The organism is Pseudomonas fluorescens (assembly GCF_900636825.1).
In the GTDB taxonomy this organism is placed as follows: Bacteria; Pseudomonadota; Gammaproteobacteria; order Pseudomonadales; family Pseudomonadaceae; genus Aquipseudomonas; species Aquipseudomonas fluorescens_BG.
Genome location: NZ_LR134318.1, coordinates 1661884 through 1678602 on the forward strand (window position 1 = coordinate 1661884; position 16719 = coordinate 1678602).

Consider the following 16719-nt stretch of genomic DNA (forward strand, 5'->3'; position numbering starts at 1 on the left):
TGGAGAGAAGTTATGCAAGGCAAGTACAGTTCCGAACTGACGCAACCGCTCAACGAGCTGTTGACCGTGGTGCTTATTACTCATAACCGGCCGGCGTTTCTGCGCCGGGCGGTGAAGTATTACAGCAGCCTGCCGTGCAAAATCATGGTGCTGGACTCCACCGCCGAGCCTGCGCAGGGCGATTTTTCTTCGGTCGATTATCACCACGTGCCGCAGTTCGCCTATTGGGGCATGCAAGCGAAACTGGCTTACGGCGTGGAGCAACTGACCACCCCGTACATGGTGCTGGCGGCCGATGACGATTTTATCCTGCACGATTCGCTGACCGAATCCGTGGGCTTTCTACAGGCCAACCCGGATTACGGCATGTGCCACGGCTATTGCCTGATGTACCTGACGCTGGCCGGCGGTGTGAGCTACTACCGCCGCGACAAGAAAGTCCAGGAGGACTACGCGTCCGAGAACGCGCAGGATCGCGTCATCGATTACATGAGCCAGTACATCCCGCCGTTTTACGCGGTGACTCGCACCGACCTGATGAAAACCTGGCATACGGCGCTGCCGCCGGGCACCAGTTTCCAGTGGCAGGAAATCGGCCATGTCTACTTCCTGCTGGCTAGCGCCAAGGCGCGAATCCTGCCGATCCCTTACGTGGTCCGTGAGATCAACTATGGCGTCTCCGAGCACAGCACCGAGGTGTACCACTCGCTGACCTATGTCGACGCCAAGTCCGTGGCCGAGCGCGAGGCATTCGCCGAATTTCTCGCCGCATTGCCTACCGCGATCACTGGTCTGGACGCCGCACAGGGCAAGGCGCTTGCCCTGCAAAGTTTCGAAGCGATGGTCGATAGCCTGCAATCGAGCCGCGCGTTGACGGCGGAACTGATCATCCAGTCCACCTGGAATCAGGAACTCAAACGCCCGGATCGTCGCTTCGGGCCATTGCAGTACGTCGAAATGCCGTTCTATAACGAGGCGTTCTTCGATCGGCTGGCACAGTTCGAATTCATGCTGCACGCGATGCCGGCGGGACGCATTCAATTGGAAGGCCTTGAAGGCGTCTGGACTCGCCAGGCGCACTTGCTGCAAGCGCGCAACAACGACACGCCGGAAAGTGTGCTCGATCGTCTGTGGCAGGCCCACGACCTCAACGCGTTCAACCGCACCGTGGTCAAGCGTCTGGCGGCGCAACTGGCGTCGATGGGCGAGGCCGAAGAAGCGCAAGACATGCAGGCATGGATCGAGCGTCTCGAGGCGTTGAGCGGCGAAGATCATCACGCGGTCATGGACAACACGCAGTCCGGACGCCTGCTCAAATGGCTGGCTGCGCGCAAGCCCGGCGAGCAGCAAGTCGAAGCGATCGGCCAACATCTGGCGGTCAATGGCGGTGGCCCGCAATTCGGTATTTTCCTGCTGGATCTGGACGACGACATCGACAAGCTCCAGGTCTCGCTCGATAGCTTGCTGGAAGGCCAGTGCAAGGCCTTCCGCATCGTCGTGTTCACCACCGGCGAAGCCCCGGCCGCGACCACCGCACAGAACACCCTGCACTTCGTTCGGGTGACGCCGGCCAACCTCGTCGACAAACTCAATCAGAGCGCGCGGCAGTCGCCGTGCGACTGGTTGCTGCTGGCCGAGGCTGGCGACGAATTCACCGCCAGCGGCCTGCTGCGCGCCAGTCTGGAATTGCTCAACGCCGGCGACTGCCGCGCTGTGTCGACCGATGAAATCCAGCGCGAGGAAAACGGTGCGCTGCGGGACGTGTTCCGTCCGGGCTTCAATCTGGATCTGCTGCTGAGCCTGCCGACCTTGATGGCGCGGCACTGGCTGGTACGTCGCGATGCGTTGACGGAGATCGGTGGCTATCGCGCCGACTTCGGCAAGGCACTGGAACTCGACGTGCTGTTGCGCCTGATCGAGGAGCATGGCCTCAACAGCCTGGCGCATCTCGACGAGCCGCTGCTGATCACCCAAGCGCCAACTCTGCAGGAAAACCCGGACGAGCGTCTGGCGTTGCTGCGTCACTTGGGCAACCGCGGCTACAAGGCCAAGGTCACCTCGGCGGTTCCCGGCATTTACCAGATCGATTATCACCACAGCGAACGTCCGCTGGTGTCGATCATGATTCCAGCGGGCAACGATCTTGCGGCGCTGCGACGCTGCATCGAAGGCGTGTTGTTGCGCACTCGCTATCAGTCGTACGAAGTGCTGGTCGCCACCTCGGCTGATCAGTCGGCCGCGGTCAATGACTGGCTCGGCACTTATAAACACTCCAAAGTCCAGGTGCTGCGCAGCGACCGCTCGCTGAACGAACCGGCCTTGTACAACGCGGCCAGCCGTCAGGCGCGCGGCGAGTACCTGGTGCTGCTGGCGGCTGACGCCGAAGTGGTCAACCCGAACTGGCTCGACTCGTTGCTCAACCATGCCTTGCGCCCGGAGATCGGCGTCGTCGGGCCGAAACTGATCAACCGCGAGCGCGAGATCAGCCAGGCCGGCCTGATTCTGGGCATGAACGGTGCGGTCGGTTCGGCATTCGTTGGCGACAAACACGATGCTGAGGGCTACTTGCATCGCCTGGCGGTGGAGCAGAACTATTCGGCGGTATCGAGCGTGTGCCTGATGGTGCGCAAAGAATTGTTCGAGGCCTTGGGCGGTCTGGACGACAGCAGCTTCGGCGACGGCTTCAGCGATGTCGACCTGTGCCTGAGCGCGGGTCAGGCCGGTTATCTGACCGTATGGACACCCGCCGTGCAGGTGATTCATCAGGGCAGCATGCCTGAGGCTCCGCAAGCGCTGGCGGCCTTGCAGGAAAAATGGTCAGCCGCGTTCGCCCAGGATCAGGCCTATAACGCCAACTTGAGCCTGAACGGCAAAGGCTTTGTGCTCAATGACAGCGCGGTGCTCGACTGGTCGCAGTTGCTCGCTTGAATCGTCCGAACAGGAGACAGGAATCGACACATGTTCAACGGAAAATCGATCTTCATCTCCGGCGGCACCGGCTCGTTCGGGCGTAGATTCATCGCCCGCCTGCTCGAGCAATACCAGCCCAAGCGCGTGGTGGTGTTTTCCCGTGATGAGCTGAAGCAGTACGAGATGCAGCAGACCTTGAACGCGCCGTGCATGCGCTACTTCATCGGTGATGTGCGCGACGCCGATCGACTGCGTCAAGCCATGCGCGGCATCGATTATGTGGTGCATGCAGCAGCACTCAAGCAAGTGCCGGCGGCGGAATACAACCCGACCGAATGCATCCGCACCAACGTCAATGGCGCGGAAAACATCATCGCCGCGGCCATCGACAATGGCGTGAAGAAAGTCGTGGCGCTGTCTACCGACAAAGCTGCCAGCCCGATCAACCTGTACGGCGCGACCAAGTTGCTTTCGGACAAGTTGTTCGTCGCGGCGAACAATATCGCCGGCGAGCAGGAAACCCGATTTGCCGTGGTGCGCTACGGCAACGTGGCCGGTTCCCGTGGCTCGGTGGTGCCTTTCTTCAGCAAACTGATTGCCGATGGTGCAAAGGAGTTGCCGATCACCGACGAACGCATGACAAGGTTCTGGATCACTCTCGACCACGGCGTGCAGTTTGTCCTCGACAGCTTCGCGCGGATGCACGGCGGCGAAGTGTTCGTGCCGAAGATTCCGTCGATTCGCATCGTCGATCTGGCGCGTGGCATGGCTGAACATCTGCCGCGCAAGAACGTGGGCATTCGTCCCGGTGAAAAGCTCCATGAATTGATGGTGCCGCTGGACGACGCGCGGATGACCCTCGAGTTTGAAGATCACTACACCATTCAACCGTCGATCCGCTTCACCAGCGTCGATGTCGATTTTGCCGTCGACAACGTCGGTGAGCGCGGGCGGGCGGTCGGCGAAGATTTCGAATATCGCTCCGACACCAATCCGCATTTTCTCTCGGTCGAGCAGATTGCTGACCTGCACGCGAAGCTCTCGCAATGATTCCCTACGGTCGGCAAAGCCTTGATCAGGCAGACATCGACGCCGTCGTCGAGGTGCTGCAATCCGACTGGCTGACCCAAGGGCCGAGCATCGAGCGTTTCGAGCAGGCGATGGCCGAGTGTTGCCAGGCCGATTACGCCGTGGCGGTGAGCAATGCCACAGCGGCGCTGCACATCGCCTGTGTGGCGGCGGGTCTGGGGCCGGGCGACCGGTTGTGGACGACGCCGAACACCTTTCTCGCCTCAGCCAATTGCGGACGCTATTGCGGTGCCGAGGTTGATTTCGTCGACATCGATCCACTGACCTGGAACCTCGATGCGTTCGCCCTCGCGGCGAAGCTCGAACAGGCCGAACGCGACGGCATCCTGCCGAAAGTGCTGGTGGCAGTGGCGTTCTCCGGGCAGAGCTGCGACATGCGCAGGATTGCCGAACTGGCCGAGCGCTACAACTTCACCGTGATCGAGGACGCTTCTCACGCGGTCGGCGCATCGTACGCGGGACGCCCGGTGGGTTGCGGTGAGTTTGCAGCGATGACGGTGTTCAGTTTTCATCCGGTGAAAATCATCACCAGTGCCGAGGGCGGCATGGTCCTGACCAATCGAGCGGCGCTGGCCGAGCGTTTGCAGCGTCTGCGCAGCCACGGCATGACCCGCGATCCGCAGCAGATGACCGAGCCCAGTCACGGGCCGTGGTATTACCAGCAGATTGAACTGGGCTTCAATTACCGAATGACTGATTTGCAAGCAGCGCTGGGGTTGTCGCAGCTGCGCAAACTGGACGAGTTCGTCGCGCGGCGCCGCGAACTGGCCGCGCGTTACGATCAGTTGCTGGCGTACCTGCCATTGACCTTGCCCAGCGCACAGCCGGAGGCGCAATCGGCGTGGCACTTGTATGTGGTGCGCTTGCAGACCGAGCGCTGCAACCTCAGTCATCGCCAGGTGTTCGAGGGTTTGCGCGCAGCCGGCATCGGCGTGAATCTGCACTATATTCCCGTGCACCTGCAGCCTTACTATCGCGACCTGGGTTTTGCCGAAGGGGATTTCCCCGAGGCGGAACGTTACTACGCCGAGGCGATCAGCTTGCCGCTGTTCCCTTTGCTCAGCGACGCACAACAGGAGCAGGTGGTCGAACAACTCCGCCGACTGCTGCTTGAGGAGTAAGGCACCGTGAGCTGCGTTGCGATCATTCCCGCCCGTGGTGGCAGCAAGCGCATCCCGCGCAAGAATCTCAAGCTGTTCGACGGTGTGCCGATGATCGTCCGCTCGATCCGCACCGCGCTGGACTCAGGGCTGTTCAAGGCGGTTGTGGTCAGCACCGACGATGAGGAAATTGCCGAGATCGCCCGGGCTAATGGCGCCGAGGTGCCGTTCATGCGTCCCGCCGATCTGGCGGATGACTTCACCGGCACGGCTGCGGTGATCGTGCATGCCTTGCAGCACCTGCCGGCCTTCGATTACGCCTGCTGCATTTACGCCACGGCGCCGTTGCTGCAGGCGCGCTATCTGCGCAAGGGGCTGGAGTTGCTCGCGCGGCATCCGTCCAGATCGTTTGCCTTTTCGGTGTGTAGGTTCGGTTTCCCGGTGCAGCGCGCGTTGACCCTCGACGGAGAGGGCGCCTTGACTTCGATGTATCCCGAGTTTCGCCACACCCGTTCGCAGGACCTGCCCGAAGCGTTTCAGGATGCCGGGCAGTTTTACTGGGGCCGCAGCGCAGCGTGGTTGCGTGGCGAGACGCTGTTTTCGCCGGCGAGTCTGCCGGTAATCCTGCCGCGCCATCTGGTGCAGGATATCGACACGCCTGAAGACTGGCAGCGCGCCGAATACCTGTACGCCGCGCTCAAGGCCGGCGGAGAACTGTCATGAGAGTGCTGATCCGCGCCGACGCTTCGCCGACCATCGGCAGCGGCCACATTGCCCGATGCCTGACGCTGGCGCGGGTGCTGCGCGGGCAGGGCAGCCATGTCGCGTTCGCTTGCCGGCGTCTGCCCGGACATCGGCTGGATGTGCTCAACGCCGAGGGCTTCGAAACCTTCGCGTTGCCCGAACGTTATGCTGATGAAGACCCGCAGCAGGCGATCGAATCGATGCTGCCGTGGCAGGCCGACATCGCGGCGTTGGGGGCGTTGCTTGAAGGTCAAGAAGCGTTCGACTGGATCATCGCTGATCATTACGGCCTCGATCATCACTGGCAGACCGCCGCGCGGCGCTGGGCGCATCGGATTGCGGCGGTGGACGATCTGGCCACGCGACGCTACAGCGTCGATCTGCTGCTCAATCAGAATCTGTCCGGTGTCAGCGAACACTATGCGCCGTTGCTGCCGCAGGGCTGTCGTACTTTGCTCGGCCCGCGCTACGCCATGCTGCGTGAAGAATTCAATTGCCCAGCCATCGAAATCAGACCGAAGGCGCGCCGGGTGTTGGTGAATTTCGGCGGCTTCGACGCGGCGATGCAGGCCCATCACGCGATGCTTGCCTTGGCTGATTTCAGCGAGTTGCAAGTGGACTTCATCGCCGGCGCCGACAACCCGGCGTGGGCGCAAATGCAGGCCTTGGCCGAGACGCGGCCGAACTGGCGCCTGCACAGTTTCGTCAGCGATTTCTACCAGCGCATGACGCAAGCCGATCTGTTTATCGGCGCCGGCGGCGGCACCAGTTGGGAGCGCGCGGCGCTCGGTTTGCCGACGATCTGTATTGCCGTGGCAAACAACCAACAGGCCAACGGCGAAGTGATGGCGGCGGCCGGCGCGCATGTGTTCATGGGAGCGCGGGAACATGTCAGTGTCGAGCAATTGCGGGATGCGGTCGGCTTTGTGGTGGACAATCATTTCCTGCGCCGCAGCCTGGCTGAGCGCTCGCGGCGACTGGTCGATGGGCGTGGCGCCGAGCGGGTCGCGGCCGCATTGGCCGGTGCCGTGCTCAAGCTGCGCCCGGCAACGCTGGACGACGCGCAATTGCTCTTCGATGGACGCAATGCCGAAGCGGTGCGGCGCTGGTCGCTGGAGACGGGCGTGATCAATTGGTCGCAACACCTCAACTGGCTGACGGCGAGTTTGCGCAATCCGCAGCGGCTGCTGTTGATCGCCGAGGCGGATGACGGTCCGGTCGGCGTGCTGCGTTACGATTTGCGCGGGTTTGCCGCCGAAGTATCGGTTTATCTGTTGCAAGGTCGTTTCGGCCTTGGCTGGGGGCGGGCGCTGTTGAGTCGTGGCGAGACGTTTGTTGCCGCGCACTGGCCGCAATTGACGCTCATCAACGCCCAGGTCCTGCCAGCCAATCAGTCCTCACTGAAATTGTTCAGCGACGCCGGGTTCACTCAGGAAACCTGCGCGTTTACCCGTGTTTTGAAGGATCACCCGCATGCCTAGTTTCAAGATCGGCAACCACACCATCGGTGCCGACGCGCCGCCGTTCATCATCGCAGAGATGAGTGGCAACCATAATCAGTCTCTGGACGTCGCCCTGCAGATTGTCGAGGCCGCCGCGAAGGCCGGCGCGCATGCTTTGAAACTGCAAACCTATACCGCTGAGACCATGACTCTGGATTTGTCCGAAGGCGAGTTCTTCATCCAGGATCCGGGCAGTCTTTGGGCGGGCACTTCGCTGTATGAGCTGTACGAAAAAGCCCACACGCCGTGGGAATGGCACGCGCCGATTTTTGCTCGGGCCAAGGAATTGGGGATGCTGGCATTCTCGACGCCATTCGATGACAGCGCAGTGGATTTTCTCGAAAGTCTCGACGTGCCGGCGTACAAGATCGCCAGTTTCGAGAATACTGATCTGCCGCTGATTCGCCGCGTTGCGGCCACCGGTAAACCGCTGATCATTTCCACCGGCATGGCCAGCATCGCCGAACTCGATGAAACCGTGCGTGCTGCGCGCGAGGCGGGGTGCACGGATCTGGTCTTGCTCAAATGCACCAGCACCTACCCGGCAACGCCGCTCAACAGCAACGTGCGCACTATTCCCCATTTGCGTGAATTGTTTGGCTGCGAGGTGGGGCTGTCCGATCATTCCATGGGCGTCGGGGTGTCAGTGGCGGCGGTAGCGCTTGGCGCGACGGTAGTAGAAAAACACTTCACGCTCGACCGTTCGGCCGGTGGTGTCGACGCGAGTTTTTCCCTGGAGCCGGCGGATATGGCCAGTCTTGTGCTGGAAACCGAACGCGCCTGGCAAGCCATGGGGCAGGTGCAGTACGGTCCTACCGAAGCCGAGCGCAAGTCGCTGGTCTATCGCCGTTCGCTGTACGTCAGCGCCGATATGGCCGCCGGTGAGGCTTTTTCGCCGGACAATCTGCGCGCCATCCGCCCCGGTCTCGGTCTGCCGCCCAAGCACACCGAAGCGGTTCTCGGCCGTCGCGCGCGGACCGCAATCAAGCGGGGCACGCCGCTTGATTGGTCGCTGGTCGAATAAGTCGATCTGCACCGATTCGGCAAAATAGCGTGACCTGCGAGTCATAACGCGCATCTTCACTGTATTGTATTGACCGGGGAGATGGCGCCTGGGCCGTTTTCGGTGCCAGTGATAGCCCTTTGCGCTTCCCGTGGCTGCCCGTTGTGGCGGCCGTTTTTTGTTTGTCGGCGCCCCTCGAATCCTTGCGAGCGGTGGTTTTGGGCTGTTTTTTATTGGGAAGCCGTAATGATTGGCATAAAAAGCATTGCGAGCTACGTTCCTGTAGCCGGCGTGGACAATTACGCACAAGGTGCAAAATTCGAGAAGGATGAAGAATTCATCCTTGGCAAGATCGGTTCGGCATTCCTGCCGCGCAAAGACGCTGAGCAGGAAACTTCCGATCTGTGCGTGGAAGCGGCCAATGCGCTGTTTGCCAGCAACCCGGAACTGAAGCGTGAATCGATCGACGCGTTGATCGTGGTTACCCAGAACGGTGACGAAGAAGGTCTGCCGCACACGGCTGCCATCGTCCAGGACAAACTCGGCCTGCCGACCCATGTCGCGGCGTTTGATATTTCGCTGGGTTGCTCCGGTTACGTCTACGGCATCTACGCGATCAAGGGCTTCATGGAAGCCGCCGGCCTGAAGAACGGCCTGCTGATCACCGCTGACCCGTATTCGAAAATCGTCGACCCGGAAGACCGCAACACCACCATGCTCTTTGGCGACGCCGCCACCGCAACGTGGATGGGCGAAGATCCGACCTGGGCGTTGGGCAAAGCCAAGTTCGGCACCGACGGCTCTGGCGCTCCGCACCTGAAAGTCACCGATGGCGTGTTCTTCATGAACGGCCGTCAGGTATTCAACTTTGCCTTGCTGAAAGTCCCGGCGCACTTGCATGAGTTGCTCGATGATTCCGGGCTGAAGGCAGATGACATCGACGCGTTCTGCATTCACCAGGGCAGCGCGGCGATTGTCGACGCGGTGGCGCGGCGTTTCGAAGGCGAGCCGGAGAAATTCATCAAGGACATGGTCGAGACCGGCAACACCGTGTCGTCGAGCATTCCGTTGCTGCTGGAAAAACACGTCATCGATTCCGACTGGCAGCGCATTGCACTGAGCGGTTTCGGTGTGGGGCTGTCGTGGGGCTCGGCGATCATTTATCGCCCTTGAGACAGTCGAAAGCGGTAGATATGAAAATAGCGCTCAAAGGCTGACCTCTGAGCGCTATTTTTTTTGCCTGAAAAGGAGTGTGAGGCAACATGAGCGAGATTTTCCAGGCCAATGCCGAAGTGCTGCAGCGGCGCTGGCCGACGCTGTTCGAGCGTCTGTTGGCGGAAGACAGTGCGGCCGTGCAGGCCGAACTCGTGCAAGGGCTGGGATCTACGCTGAGCGTTGACGGTATCCAGCTGACCAGCCGCCGTGATCGTCTACGCGAGGCGCAAACCCAAGCGGCGAGCCTGCCGGAGATACCGCAACTGCACGTCTATGGCACCGGGCTCGGCGACTTGCCTAACGTGCTGCTCGAGCGTGCAAGCCTTGAGCGGCTTTACGTGCACATCCTCAATGGCGCGCTGTTCGCGCTGGTCCTGCAACTGCTCGATCAGCGGCAGTGGCTGGATGATCTTCGTGTCGAGCTGTTTTACGCCGGTGATCACCCGGACTTTTTCACGCCGTTCTTCGCGCTGCCGGCCGAGATGCTGCTGGCCGATGATTTCAATGCGAAGATCCGCGACCGGCTGGTCAATGAAGTCCATCTGACATTCAATAATCGCGATTTCGATCCCCAGTCACCGCAGATCCGTCAGCGCTTGCAGGATTGTCTGCCGGTACTGCTCGGCGATGCCGATGTGGCGCATTTGTTCGGCACCTGCGCCGGCCAGGAAATCTACGTGATTGCTACCGGGCCGACGCTGGAGCAGCATTTCGAACGTCTGGCAGCGATCCGTCAGCGTCCCGAGCGCCCGTTGTTCATCTGCGTTGATACCGCTTATCGGCCATTGCGCGAGCACGGCATCGTACCTGACCTGGTGGTGAGCATCGATCAGCGCATCGGCTTGCGCCATCTACCGTTCGAGGCTTCTGACGGCATCACGCTGGTGTACCTGCCGATGAGCGACCCGCGGGTGCTGAAGGCGTGGAAGGGCAAGCGCTTCGGCGGATATTCGGCGAGCCCGATTTATGCCGGGCTGACGGAACAATATCCGCGCGGCCAGTTGCACGTCGGCGGCAGCGTGATCCATCCGGCGGTGGATCTCGCGGTGAAAATGGGTGCGGCGCGGGTCACGCTGTTTGGCGCTGACTTCGCCTTCCCGATGAACAAGACCCATGCCGGTTGGAACGATGGCGACCTCGGGCCACCGCTGGCTCAGGCACGGCACTGGGTGCACGATGGCCATGGTCAGCGCGTCAGCACGCAGCTGAATTTTCGCGGTTATCTGTGTGTGCTGGAGCGCTTCATTGCCGCGCATCCACAGGTCGAATTTCTCAACAGTAGCCGCGCGGGTGCGTTGATCGCCGGAACGACTTTCCATCCGGAGTTCGTGAAATGAGTGCGCTGAGCCAGAGCCAGAGCCAGGCGCAGTGCCGTCAATGCGCGGCGTTGTTTCGTCTGGGGCGTGACGTCGAGGCTGCACTGACGATGGTCGATGTGTTCGAACAGGTTCAGCAATGCCTGGCGTCCGCGCCCGCAAGTGTGCGGCAAGGTTGGGCACAGTTACTCACCTCAATGCTCGAGTGCCAGGAACGGCAGGACTGGTTGGGCCTTGCTGACTATCTGGAATATGAGCTGGTTGAATTGCTGGAAACGGCCCGACGCTGAACCGCTGCGGGGCACTGGCCCGCGGCTCTGCGGATCAGCCGGTTTTATGACGCCATTTTTCAGCGATTGATGTGCTGCTAAGTCTTTGTTTTCTCGGGAGTGGCCGGGTGATGGCAAAATTTTTTTAAAAAGCCCTCAAGCAACCTGCAAACCCGACGATAACTATTACGAAGGTTCTCTAGGCCATACCCGGCGGTTGCCAGGGCCGGAAGCCGCAGTACCCAACCAACGAGGAATTCGTCATGGCTTTAACAGTAAACACCAACACCACATCGTTGAACGTTCAGAAAAACCTGAACCGCGCTTCCGACGCTCTGTCCACCTCGATGCAGCGCCTGTCTTCCGGCCTGAAAATCAACAGCGCTAAAGATGACGCCGCTGGCCTGCAAATCTCCAACCGTATGTCTTCGCAGATCCGCGGTAACACCCAGGCTATCCAGAACGCCAACGACGGTATCTCCGTAGCTCAGACCGCTGAAGGCGCTCTGCAAGCTTCGACCGACATCCTGCAGCGTATGCGTGAACTGGCTGTTAAAGCACGTAACGGTACCAACGGCACTGCTGACCAGACCGCAACCAACGCTGAATTCGCTCAGATGTCTGACGAAATCACCCGTATCTCCGCGGCTACCAACCTGAACGGCAAAAACCTGCTGGACGGTTCGGCTGGTACTGTGACCCTGCAAGTAGGCGCGAACACCGGTTCGGCTAACCACATCGACCTGGTACTGAGCTCCAAGTTCGACGCCGTCAGCCTGTCGGTTGGTAGCGGCACTGTAGTTCTGACCGGTACTTCGGGTACTGGCGCTGGTTCGGCTTCGCAGAACATCGACAACGCGATCACTGCAATCGACGCCGCTATCGCTTCGATCGGTGCAACCCGCGCCAGCCTCGGTGCTTCGCAAAACCGTCTGACCAGCACCATCTCCAACCTGCAGAACATCACTGAAAACACCACCGCTGCTCAGGGTCGTGTACAGGACACCGACTTCGCCGCAGAAACTGCTAACCTGACCAAGCAGCAAACTCTGCAGCAAGCTTCCACTTCGGTTCTGGCTCAAGCCAACCAACTGCCTTCCGCTGTACTGAAGCTGCTTCAGTAATTCGGAACAAGTTTGAGCGGGGGAGTGCGCTTGTCGTGCTCTCTCGCTTTTTTACGTTGAGAGGTGATGGGCATGGACATGAGCGTAAAGCTTAACCTGTCTTATCCTGCTCCCAAGCCAGTGCCACCGGTTGCTGACAAGCCGTCAGAAACGCCTAAAGTTGCCAAGACTGAAGCGCCGGTCGCTGCCAAGAGTCAGGAATCGGACGACGCCAAGTTGAAACTGGCGGTGCAAGAGATCGAGAAGTTTGTTCAATCGATCAAGCGCAATCTGGAGTTCTCGATCGACGAGCATTCCGGCAAGGTCATCGTCAAGGTGATCGCAAGCGAGACGGGTGAAGTCGTTCGACAGATTCCTTCCGCAGAAGCGCTCAAGCTCGCAGACAGCCTCGCCAACGCAAGTCATGTGTTGTTCGACGCCAAGGTCTGATAGCTGGCATGAATAGTGTCTGTCTTTCTTGATGATGCCGACAGGGGTCAAAAGACTGGCAGCAAACTGAAGGGAGATGCACATGGCAAGTCCAATTCTACCGGGTTCCGGACTGGGTTCCGGCCTGGACATCGGCGCGATCGTGACTGCGCTGGTCAACGCCGACAAGTCTGCCAAGCAGACCCAGATCGACTCCGCGACCAAAACCAATACCCTGAAGATCTCCGGTATCGGTACCTTGAAAAGCGCCCTGGCCGCTTACCAGAAGGCGATGACCGATCTGGGCAGCAAGACCAACCCTGCGTTTGCCGGCTACACGGCGACTTCGGGTACTCCGGCCACGCTGACCGCGACCTCCGACAACACTGCCGTATCCGGCACTTACAGTGTTGTGGTTAACAACCTGGCGACCGGCTCGAAAGTGGCCAGTGCATCGTTTGCCGGCGGTGCGGCCAGTGCCATTCCGAGTGGTACCCTGAAAATCAGTCAGAATGGCACTGATTACAACGTCACGATTCCTGCCAATGCCACGTTGCAGAGCACTCGGGACGCTATCAACACCCAGCAGGGCACCAATGGTATTTCTGCCAACATCGTGACTGACAGCACGGGCGCGTCGCGTCTGGTGATCAGCTCGAACAAGACGGGCGCCGGCTCCGACCTTTCGACCAGCGGCATCGCCGGTCTGGCAATCGATGGCACCAAAGTGATGTCGTCGACACCGGCTGCCGGTGATTCGGGTTCTGTGGGTTCTGTCGCAATGGACGCCAAGCTGACCATCGACGGTCTGACCGTGACCAGCAAGAGCAACACCGTGACCGGCGCCGTGAGCGGCCTGACCATGAACCTGGTCGAAGCCAGTCCCACCGCGGTGAAAGTGACTGTCGACACCAACACCAAGGGTCTGCAGTCCTCGGTCCAGGCATTCGTCGATGCCTTTAACACGCTGAAGACCACCATCGACACGCTGTCCAAGGCGACGCCGGACGAAGATGGCAGGCTGACGGTGCAAGCGGCGTTTACCGGCGACTCCATGCCGCGCACGCTGCTTGCCGATCTTCGCGCTCAGTTGACCACTTCGTCACCAGGCGATCTGTCTGTGTTGTCGCAGATCGGCGTTCTGACCGATCGTGACACTGGCAAGTTGACGCTGGACAGCGCGGCGTTCACCAAAGCCATGGCTCAGCCGGGCATGACTGGCCAGGTTCAGCAACTGTTCTCCGGAACCAACGATACCAATGGTCTGCTGGCGCGGATGAGCAAGGCGGTCGACCCGTATCTCAAAGCTTCTGCCGATGGTAAGTCCACCAGCGGTTTGCTGGATCAGCGTCTGACCATTCTGACCAACAACACGCGCACCCTTACCAACCAGCAGTTGGCGCTGGATCTGCGTGTTGCCAACCTGACCAAGACGTTGACCGCGAAATACAACGCCATGGATTTGCTGGTAGGGCAGATGAAGGCGACGGCGAGCAACATCACGTCGTTCTTCAGCTCGCTGAACGCTCAGCAGTCCGCGAAGTAAGCTGCAATTGCGACAAAAACCCGGCTACGCTTTATCGGCGTGCGCCGGGTTTTTGTCTTTTGATCTAAAGTTTTCCGATTCGTTGGCGATACACTGGTTATACGAGTCATTGTGGCAATGAGGTAGAACATGAACCCAATGTTAGCCCTTCGGCAATATCAGAAAGTCGGCGCTCACGCGCAGACGTCCGAAGCGAGCCCGCACCGCCTGGTGCAAATGTTGATGGAAGGTGGTCTTTCCCGTATCGCTCAGGCCAAAGGCGCCATCGAGCGCAAGGATGTGCCTGCCAAGTGCACTGCCATCAGCAAGGCGATTGGCATCGTCAGCGGTCTTCGCGAAGGCCTGGATCTGGAAAACAGCGCGGACACGCTGGCGGATCTGGACGGGTTGTATATCTACATGATGAAGCGTCTCGCCGAGGCGAACATCAGCAGTGATCCACGCATTCTCGATGAGGTTGCAGGCCTGCTGAGTACGGTAAAAGAAGGCTGGGACGCCATTGCGCCCGTGCCGGCGCCGCAGTTCTGAAGGAGATCACCATGAGTCTTGTATTGCAGCGAATCGCCGATACCCGTGAAGCATTGGTCGGAGCGTTGGCCGAGCGAAACTGGGAAGCCATCGGCGAACTGGATCTGGCTTGCCGTTCCTGCATGGAAGACGTCATGGCTGAAGCTTCGCTGGATGAAGTCGCATTGCGCGACAATCTTGAAGAGCTGCTCCACGTATACAAAGATCTGCTCGAAGTGGCGATGGGGGAGCGGCAGGCAATAGCCAATGAAATGTCGCAGATCACCCAAGCGCAAAACGCGGCAAAGGTTTACCATCTGTTTGGTTGATTAACCGTCAGTTAAACCAGAGATGTGCGCCATAAATTTGACTGTGCACGGTTTTTTGACTTAACTAGTGGCTATTATCAGGTTTAGGGCGTCTACAGGCACATGGTGTCCTGCAAGCGTCTCGCTTGCCCCTAATTTTCGGGCATTGAGTTGACTAGGGAAGTTGCTATTGCATGTGGCGTGAAACCAAAATTCTGCTGATCGATGACGATAGCGTCCGCCGCCGCGACCTGGCGGTGATTTTAAATTTTCTTGGCGAAGAAAATTTACCCTGCGGCAGCCATGACTGGCAGCAGGCAGTCGGCTCTTTGTCGTCTAGTCGTGAGGTCATCTGTGTACTGATCGGGACGGTCAATGCTCTTGGTGCACTTTTGGGCTTGCTAAAGACACTCTCAACCTGGGATGAGTTCCTTCCGGTTTTGTTAATGGGCGATAATTCTTCCGTTGACTTGCCTGAAGACCAACGTCGTCGAGTGCTTTCGACCCTCGAGATGCCGCCCAGCTACAGCAAATTGCTTGACTCACTGCACCGTGCCCAGGTCTATCGCGAGATGTATGACCAGGCCCGCGAGCGCGGCCGTCATCGCGAACCCAACCTGTTCCGCAGCCTCGTCGGCACCAGTCGTGCGATCCAGCACGTGCGTCAGATGATGCAGCAAGTGGCCGACACCGACGCCAGCGTGCTGATCCTTGGCGAGTCCGGCACCGGCAAGGAAGTGGTCGCCCGCAACCTGCATTACCATTCCAAGCGCCGCGACGGGCCATTCGTGCCCGTCAACTGCGGGGCGATCCCCGCGGAACTGCTCGAGAGTGAATTGTTCGGCCATGAAAAAGGCGCCTTCACCGGAGCAATCACCAGCCGTGCCGGGCGCTTTGAGCTGGCCAACGGCGGCACGCTGTTTCTCGACGAAATCGGCGACATGCCACTGCCAATGCAGGTCAAGCTGCTGCGCGTTCTGCAGGAACGTACGTTCGAGCGTGTGGGCAGCAACAAGACCCAGAGCGTCGACGTGCGCATCATCGCTGCAACGCACAAGAATCTCGAAAGCATGATCGAGATCGGCACCTTCCGCGAAGACCTTTACTATCGCCTGAACGTGTTCCCGATCGAGATGGCGCCGTTGCGTGAGCGCGTCGAAGATATTCCGTTGCTGATGAACGAGCTGATCTCGCGCATGGAGCACGAGAAGCGCGGTTCGATCCGCTTCAACTCCGCCGCCATCATGTCGCTGTGCCGTCACGGCTGGCCTGGCAACGTTCGCGAGTTGGCCAACCTGGTCGAGCGCATGGCGATCATGCATCCGTACGGGGTGATCGGCGTGGTCGAGTTGCCGAAGAAATTCCGCTACGTCGATGACGAAGACGAGCAAATGGTCGACAGCCTGCGCAGCGATCTGGAAGAGCGCGTGGCAATCAACGGCCACACGCCGGACTTCAGCGCCAATGCACTGCTGCCGCCGGAAGGCCTGGACCTCAAGGATTATCTCGGTGGTCTGGAGCAGGGCTTGATTCAGCAGGCGCTCGACGACGCCAATGGCATCGTGGCGCGTGCTGCCGAACGGCTGCGCATTCGTCGCACCACGCTGGTGGAGAAGATGCGCAAATACGGCATGAGCCGGCGCGAAGGTGATGAACAGGCGGATGATTGACGCCTGTT

15 protein-coding genes are annotated in these 16719 nt (G+C 59.8%); all 15 read left to right on the forward strand.

Features of this window, described 5'->3' with window-relative positions; genetic code table 11:
• Positions 1-12: 12 nt before the first annotated feature.
• A complete protein-coding gene (locus EL257_RS07600; protein ID WP_126361220.1) occupies positions 13-2928 on the forward strand; it encodes a glycosyltransferase family 2 protein in 2916 nt (971 codons plus the stop codon).
• Between the two features lie 30 nt (positions 2929-2958).
• Entirely contained in the window at positions 2959-3960 is a 1002-nt protein-coding gene (gene pseB, locus EL257_RS07605) for a UDP-N-acetylglucosamine 4,6-dehydratase (inverting) (RefSeq protein WP_126361221.1), read from the forward strand.
• The gene (gene pseC / locus EL257_RS07610; RefSeq protein WP_126361222.1) at positions 3957-5120 is read left to right on the forward strand and encodes a UDP-4-amino-4,6-dideoxy-N-acetyl-beta-L-altrosamine transaminase; all 1164 of its coding nucleotides are present in this window, start codon (positions 3957-3959) and stop codon (positions 5118-5120) included. Before pseB ends, pseC begins: the two co-directional genes overlap by 4 nt.
• A gap of 6 nt (positions 5121-5126) precedes the next feature.
• Positions 5127-5822: a pseudaminic acid cytidylyltransferase gene (gene pseF, locus EL257_RS07615; RefSeq protein WP_126361224.1), complete on the forward strand. Its 696-nt coding sequence runs from the start codon at positions 5127-5129 to the stop codon at positions 5820-5822.
• The gene (pseG, locus tag EL257_RS07620) at positions 5819-7324 is read left to right on the forward strand and encodes a UDP-2,4-diacetamido-2,4,6-trideoxy-beta-L-altropyranose hydrolase (RefSeq protein WP_126361226.1); all 1506 of its coding nucleotides are present in this window, start codon (positions 5819-5821) and stop codon (positions 7322-7324) included. The genes pseF and pseG overlap by 4 nt, the downstream gene beginning before the upstream one ends.
• Positions 7317-8369 carry a pseudaminic acid synthase gene (gene pseI / locus EL257_RS07625; protein WP_126361228.1) on the forward strand — a complete coding sequence of 351 codons (1053 nt, stop codon included), beginning with the start codon at positions 7317-7319 and terminating at the stop codon, positions 8367-8369. The genes pseG and pseI overlap by 8 nt, the downstream gene beginning before the upstream one ends.
• A gap of 225 nt (positions 8370-8594) precedes the next feature.
• The gene (locus EL257_RS07630; RefSeq protein WP_126361230.1) at positions 8595-9521 is read left to right on the forward strand and encodes a ketoacyl-ACP synthase III; all 927 of its coding nucleotides are present in this window, start codon (positions 8595-8597) and stop codon (positions 9519-9521) included.
• Between the two features lie 89 nt (positions 9522-9610).
• Positions 9611-10900, forward strand: coding sequence for a motility associated factor glycosyltransferase family protein (locus EL257_RS07635; protein ID WP_126361232.1), 1290 nt, complete (start codon positions 9611-9613; stop codon positions 10898-10900).
• Complete coding sequence (locus tag EL257_RS07640; protein WP_126361234.1) at positions 10897-11169, forward strand: hypothetical protein; 273 nt, start codon at positions 10897-10899, stop codon at positions 11167-11169. Before EL257_RS07635 ends, EL257_RS07640 begins: the two co-directional genes overlap by 4 nt.
• A gap of 242 nt (positions 11170-11411) precedes the next feature.
• Positions 11412-12272 (forward strand): flagellin domain-containing protein, encoded by an 861-nt coding sequence (locus EL257_RS07645; protein ID WP_126361236.1) that lies wholly within the window; start codon positions 11412-11414, stop codon positions 12270-12272.
• A gap of 72 nt (positions 12273-12344) precedes the next feature.
• On the forward strand, positions 12345-12701 hold the full coding sequence (locus tag EL257_RS07650) for a flagellar protein FlaG (RefSeq protein WP_126368024.1): 357 nt from the start codon (positions 12345-12347) through the stop codon (positions 12699-12701).
• Between the two features lie 82 nt (positions 12702-12783).
• Entirely contained in the window at positions 12784-14226 is a 1443-nt protein-coding gene (gene fliD, locus EL257_RS07655) for a flagellar filament capping protein FliD (RefSeq protein WP_126361238.1), read from the forward strand.
• Positions 14227-14355: 129 nt separating this feature from the next.
• Entirely contained in the window at positions 14356-14754 is a 399-nt protein-coding gene (gene fliS, locus EL257_RS07660; RefSeq protein WP_126361240.1) for a flagellar export chaperone FliS, read from the forward strand.
• A gap of 11 nt (positions 14755-14765) precedes the next feature.
• Entirely contained in the window at positions 14766-15062 is a 297-nt protein-coding gene (locus tag EL257_RS07665; RefSeq protein ID WP_126361242.1) for a flagellar protein FliT, read from the forward strand.
• 173 nt (positions 15063-15235) lie between these two features.
• A complete protein-coding gene (locus tag EL257_RS07670; protein WP_126361244.1) occupies positions 15236-16711 on the forward strand; it encodes a sigma-54 dependent transcriptional regulator in 1476 nt (491 codons plus the stop codon).
• Positions 16712-16719: the final 8 nt, after the last annotated feature.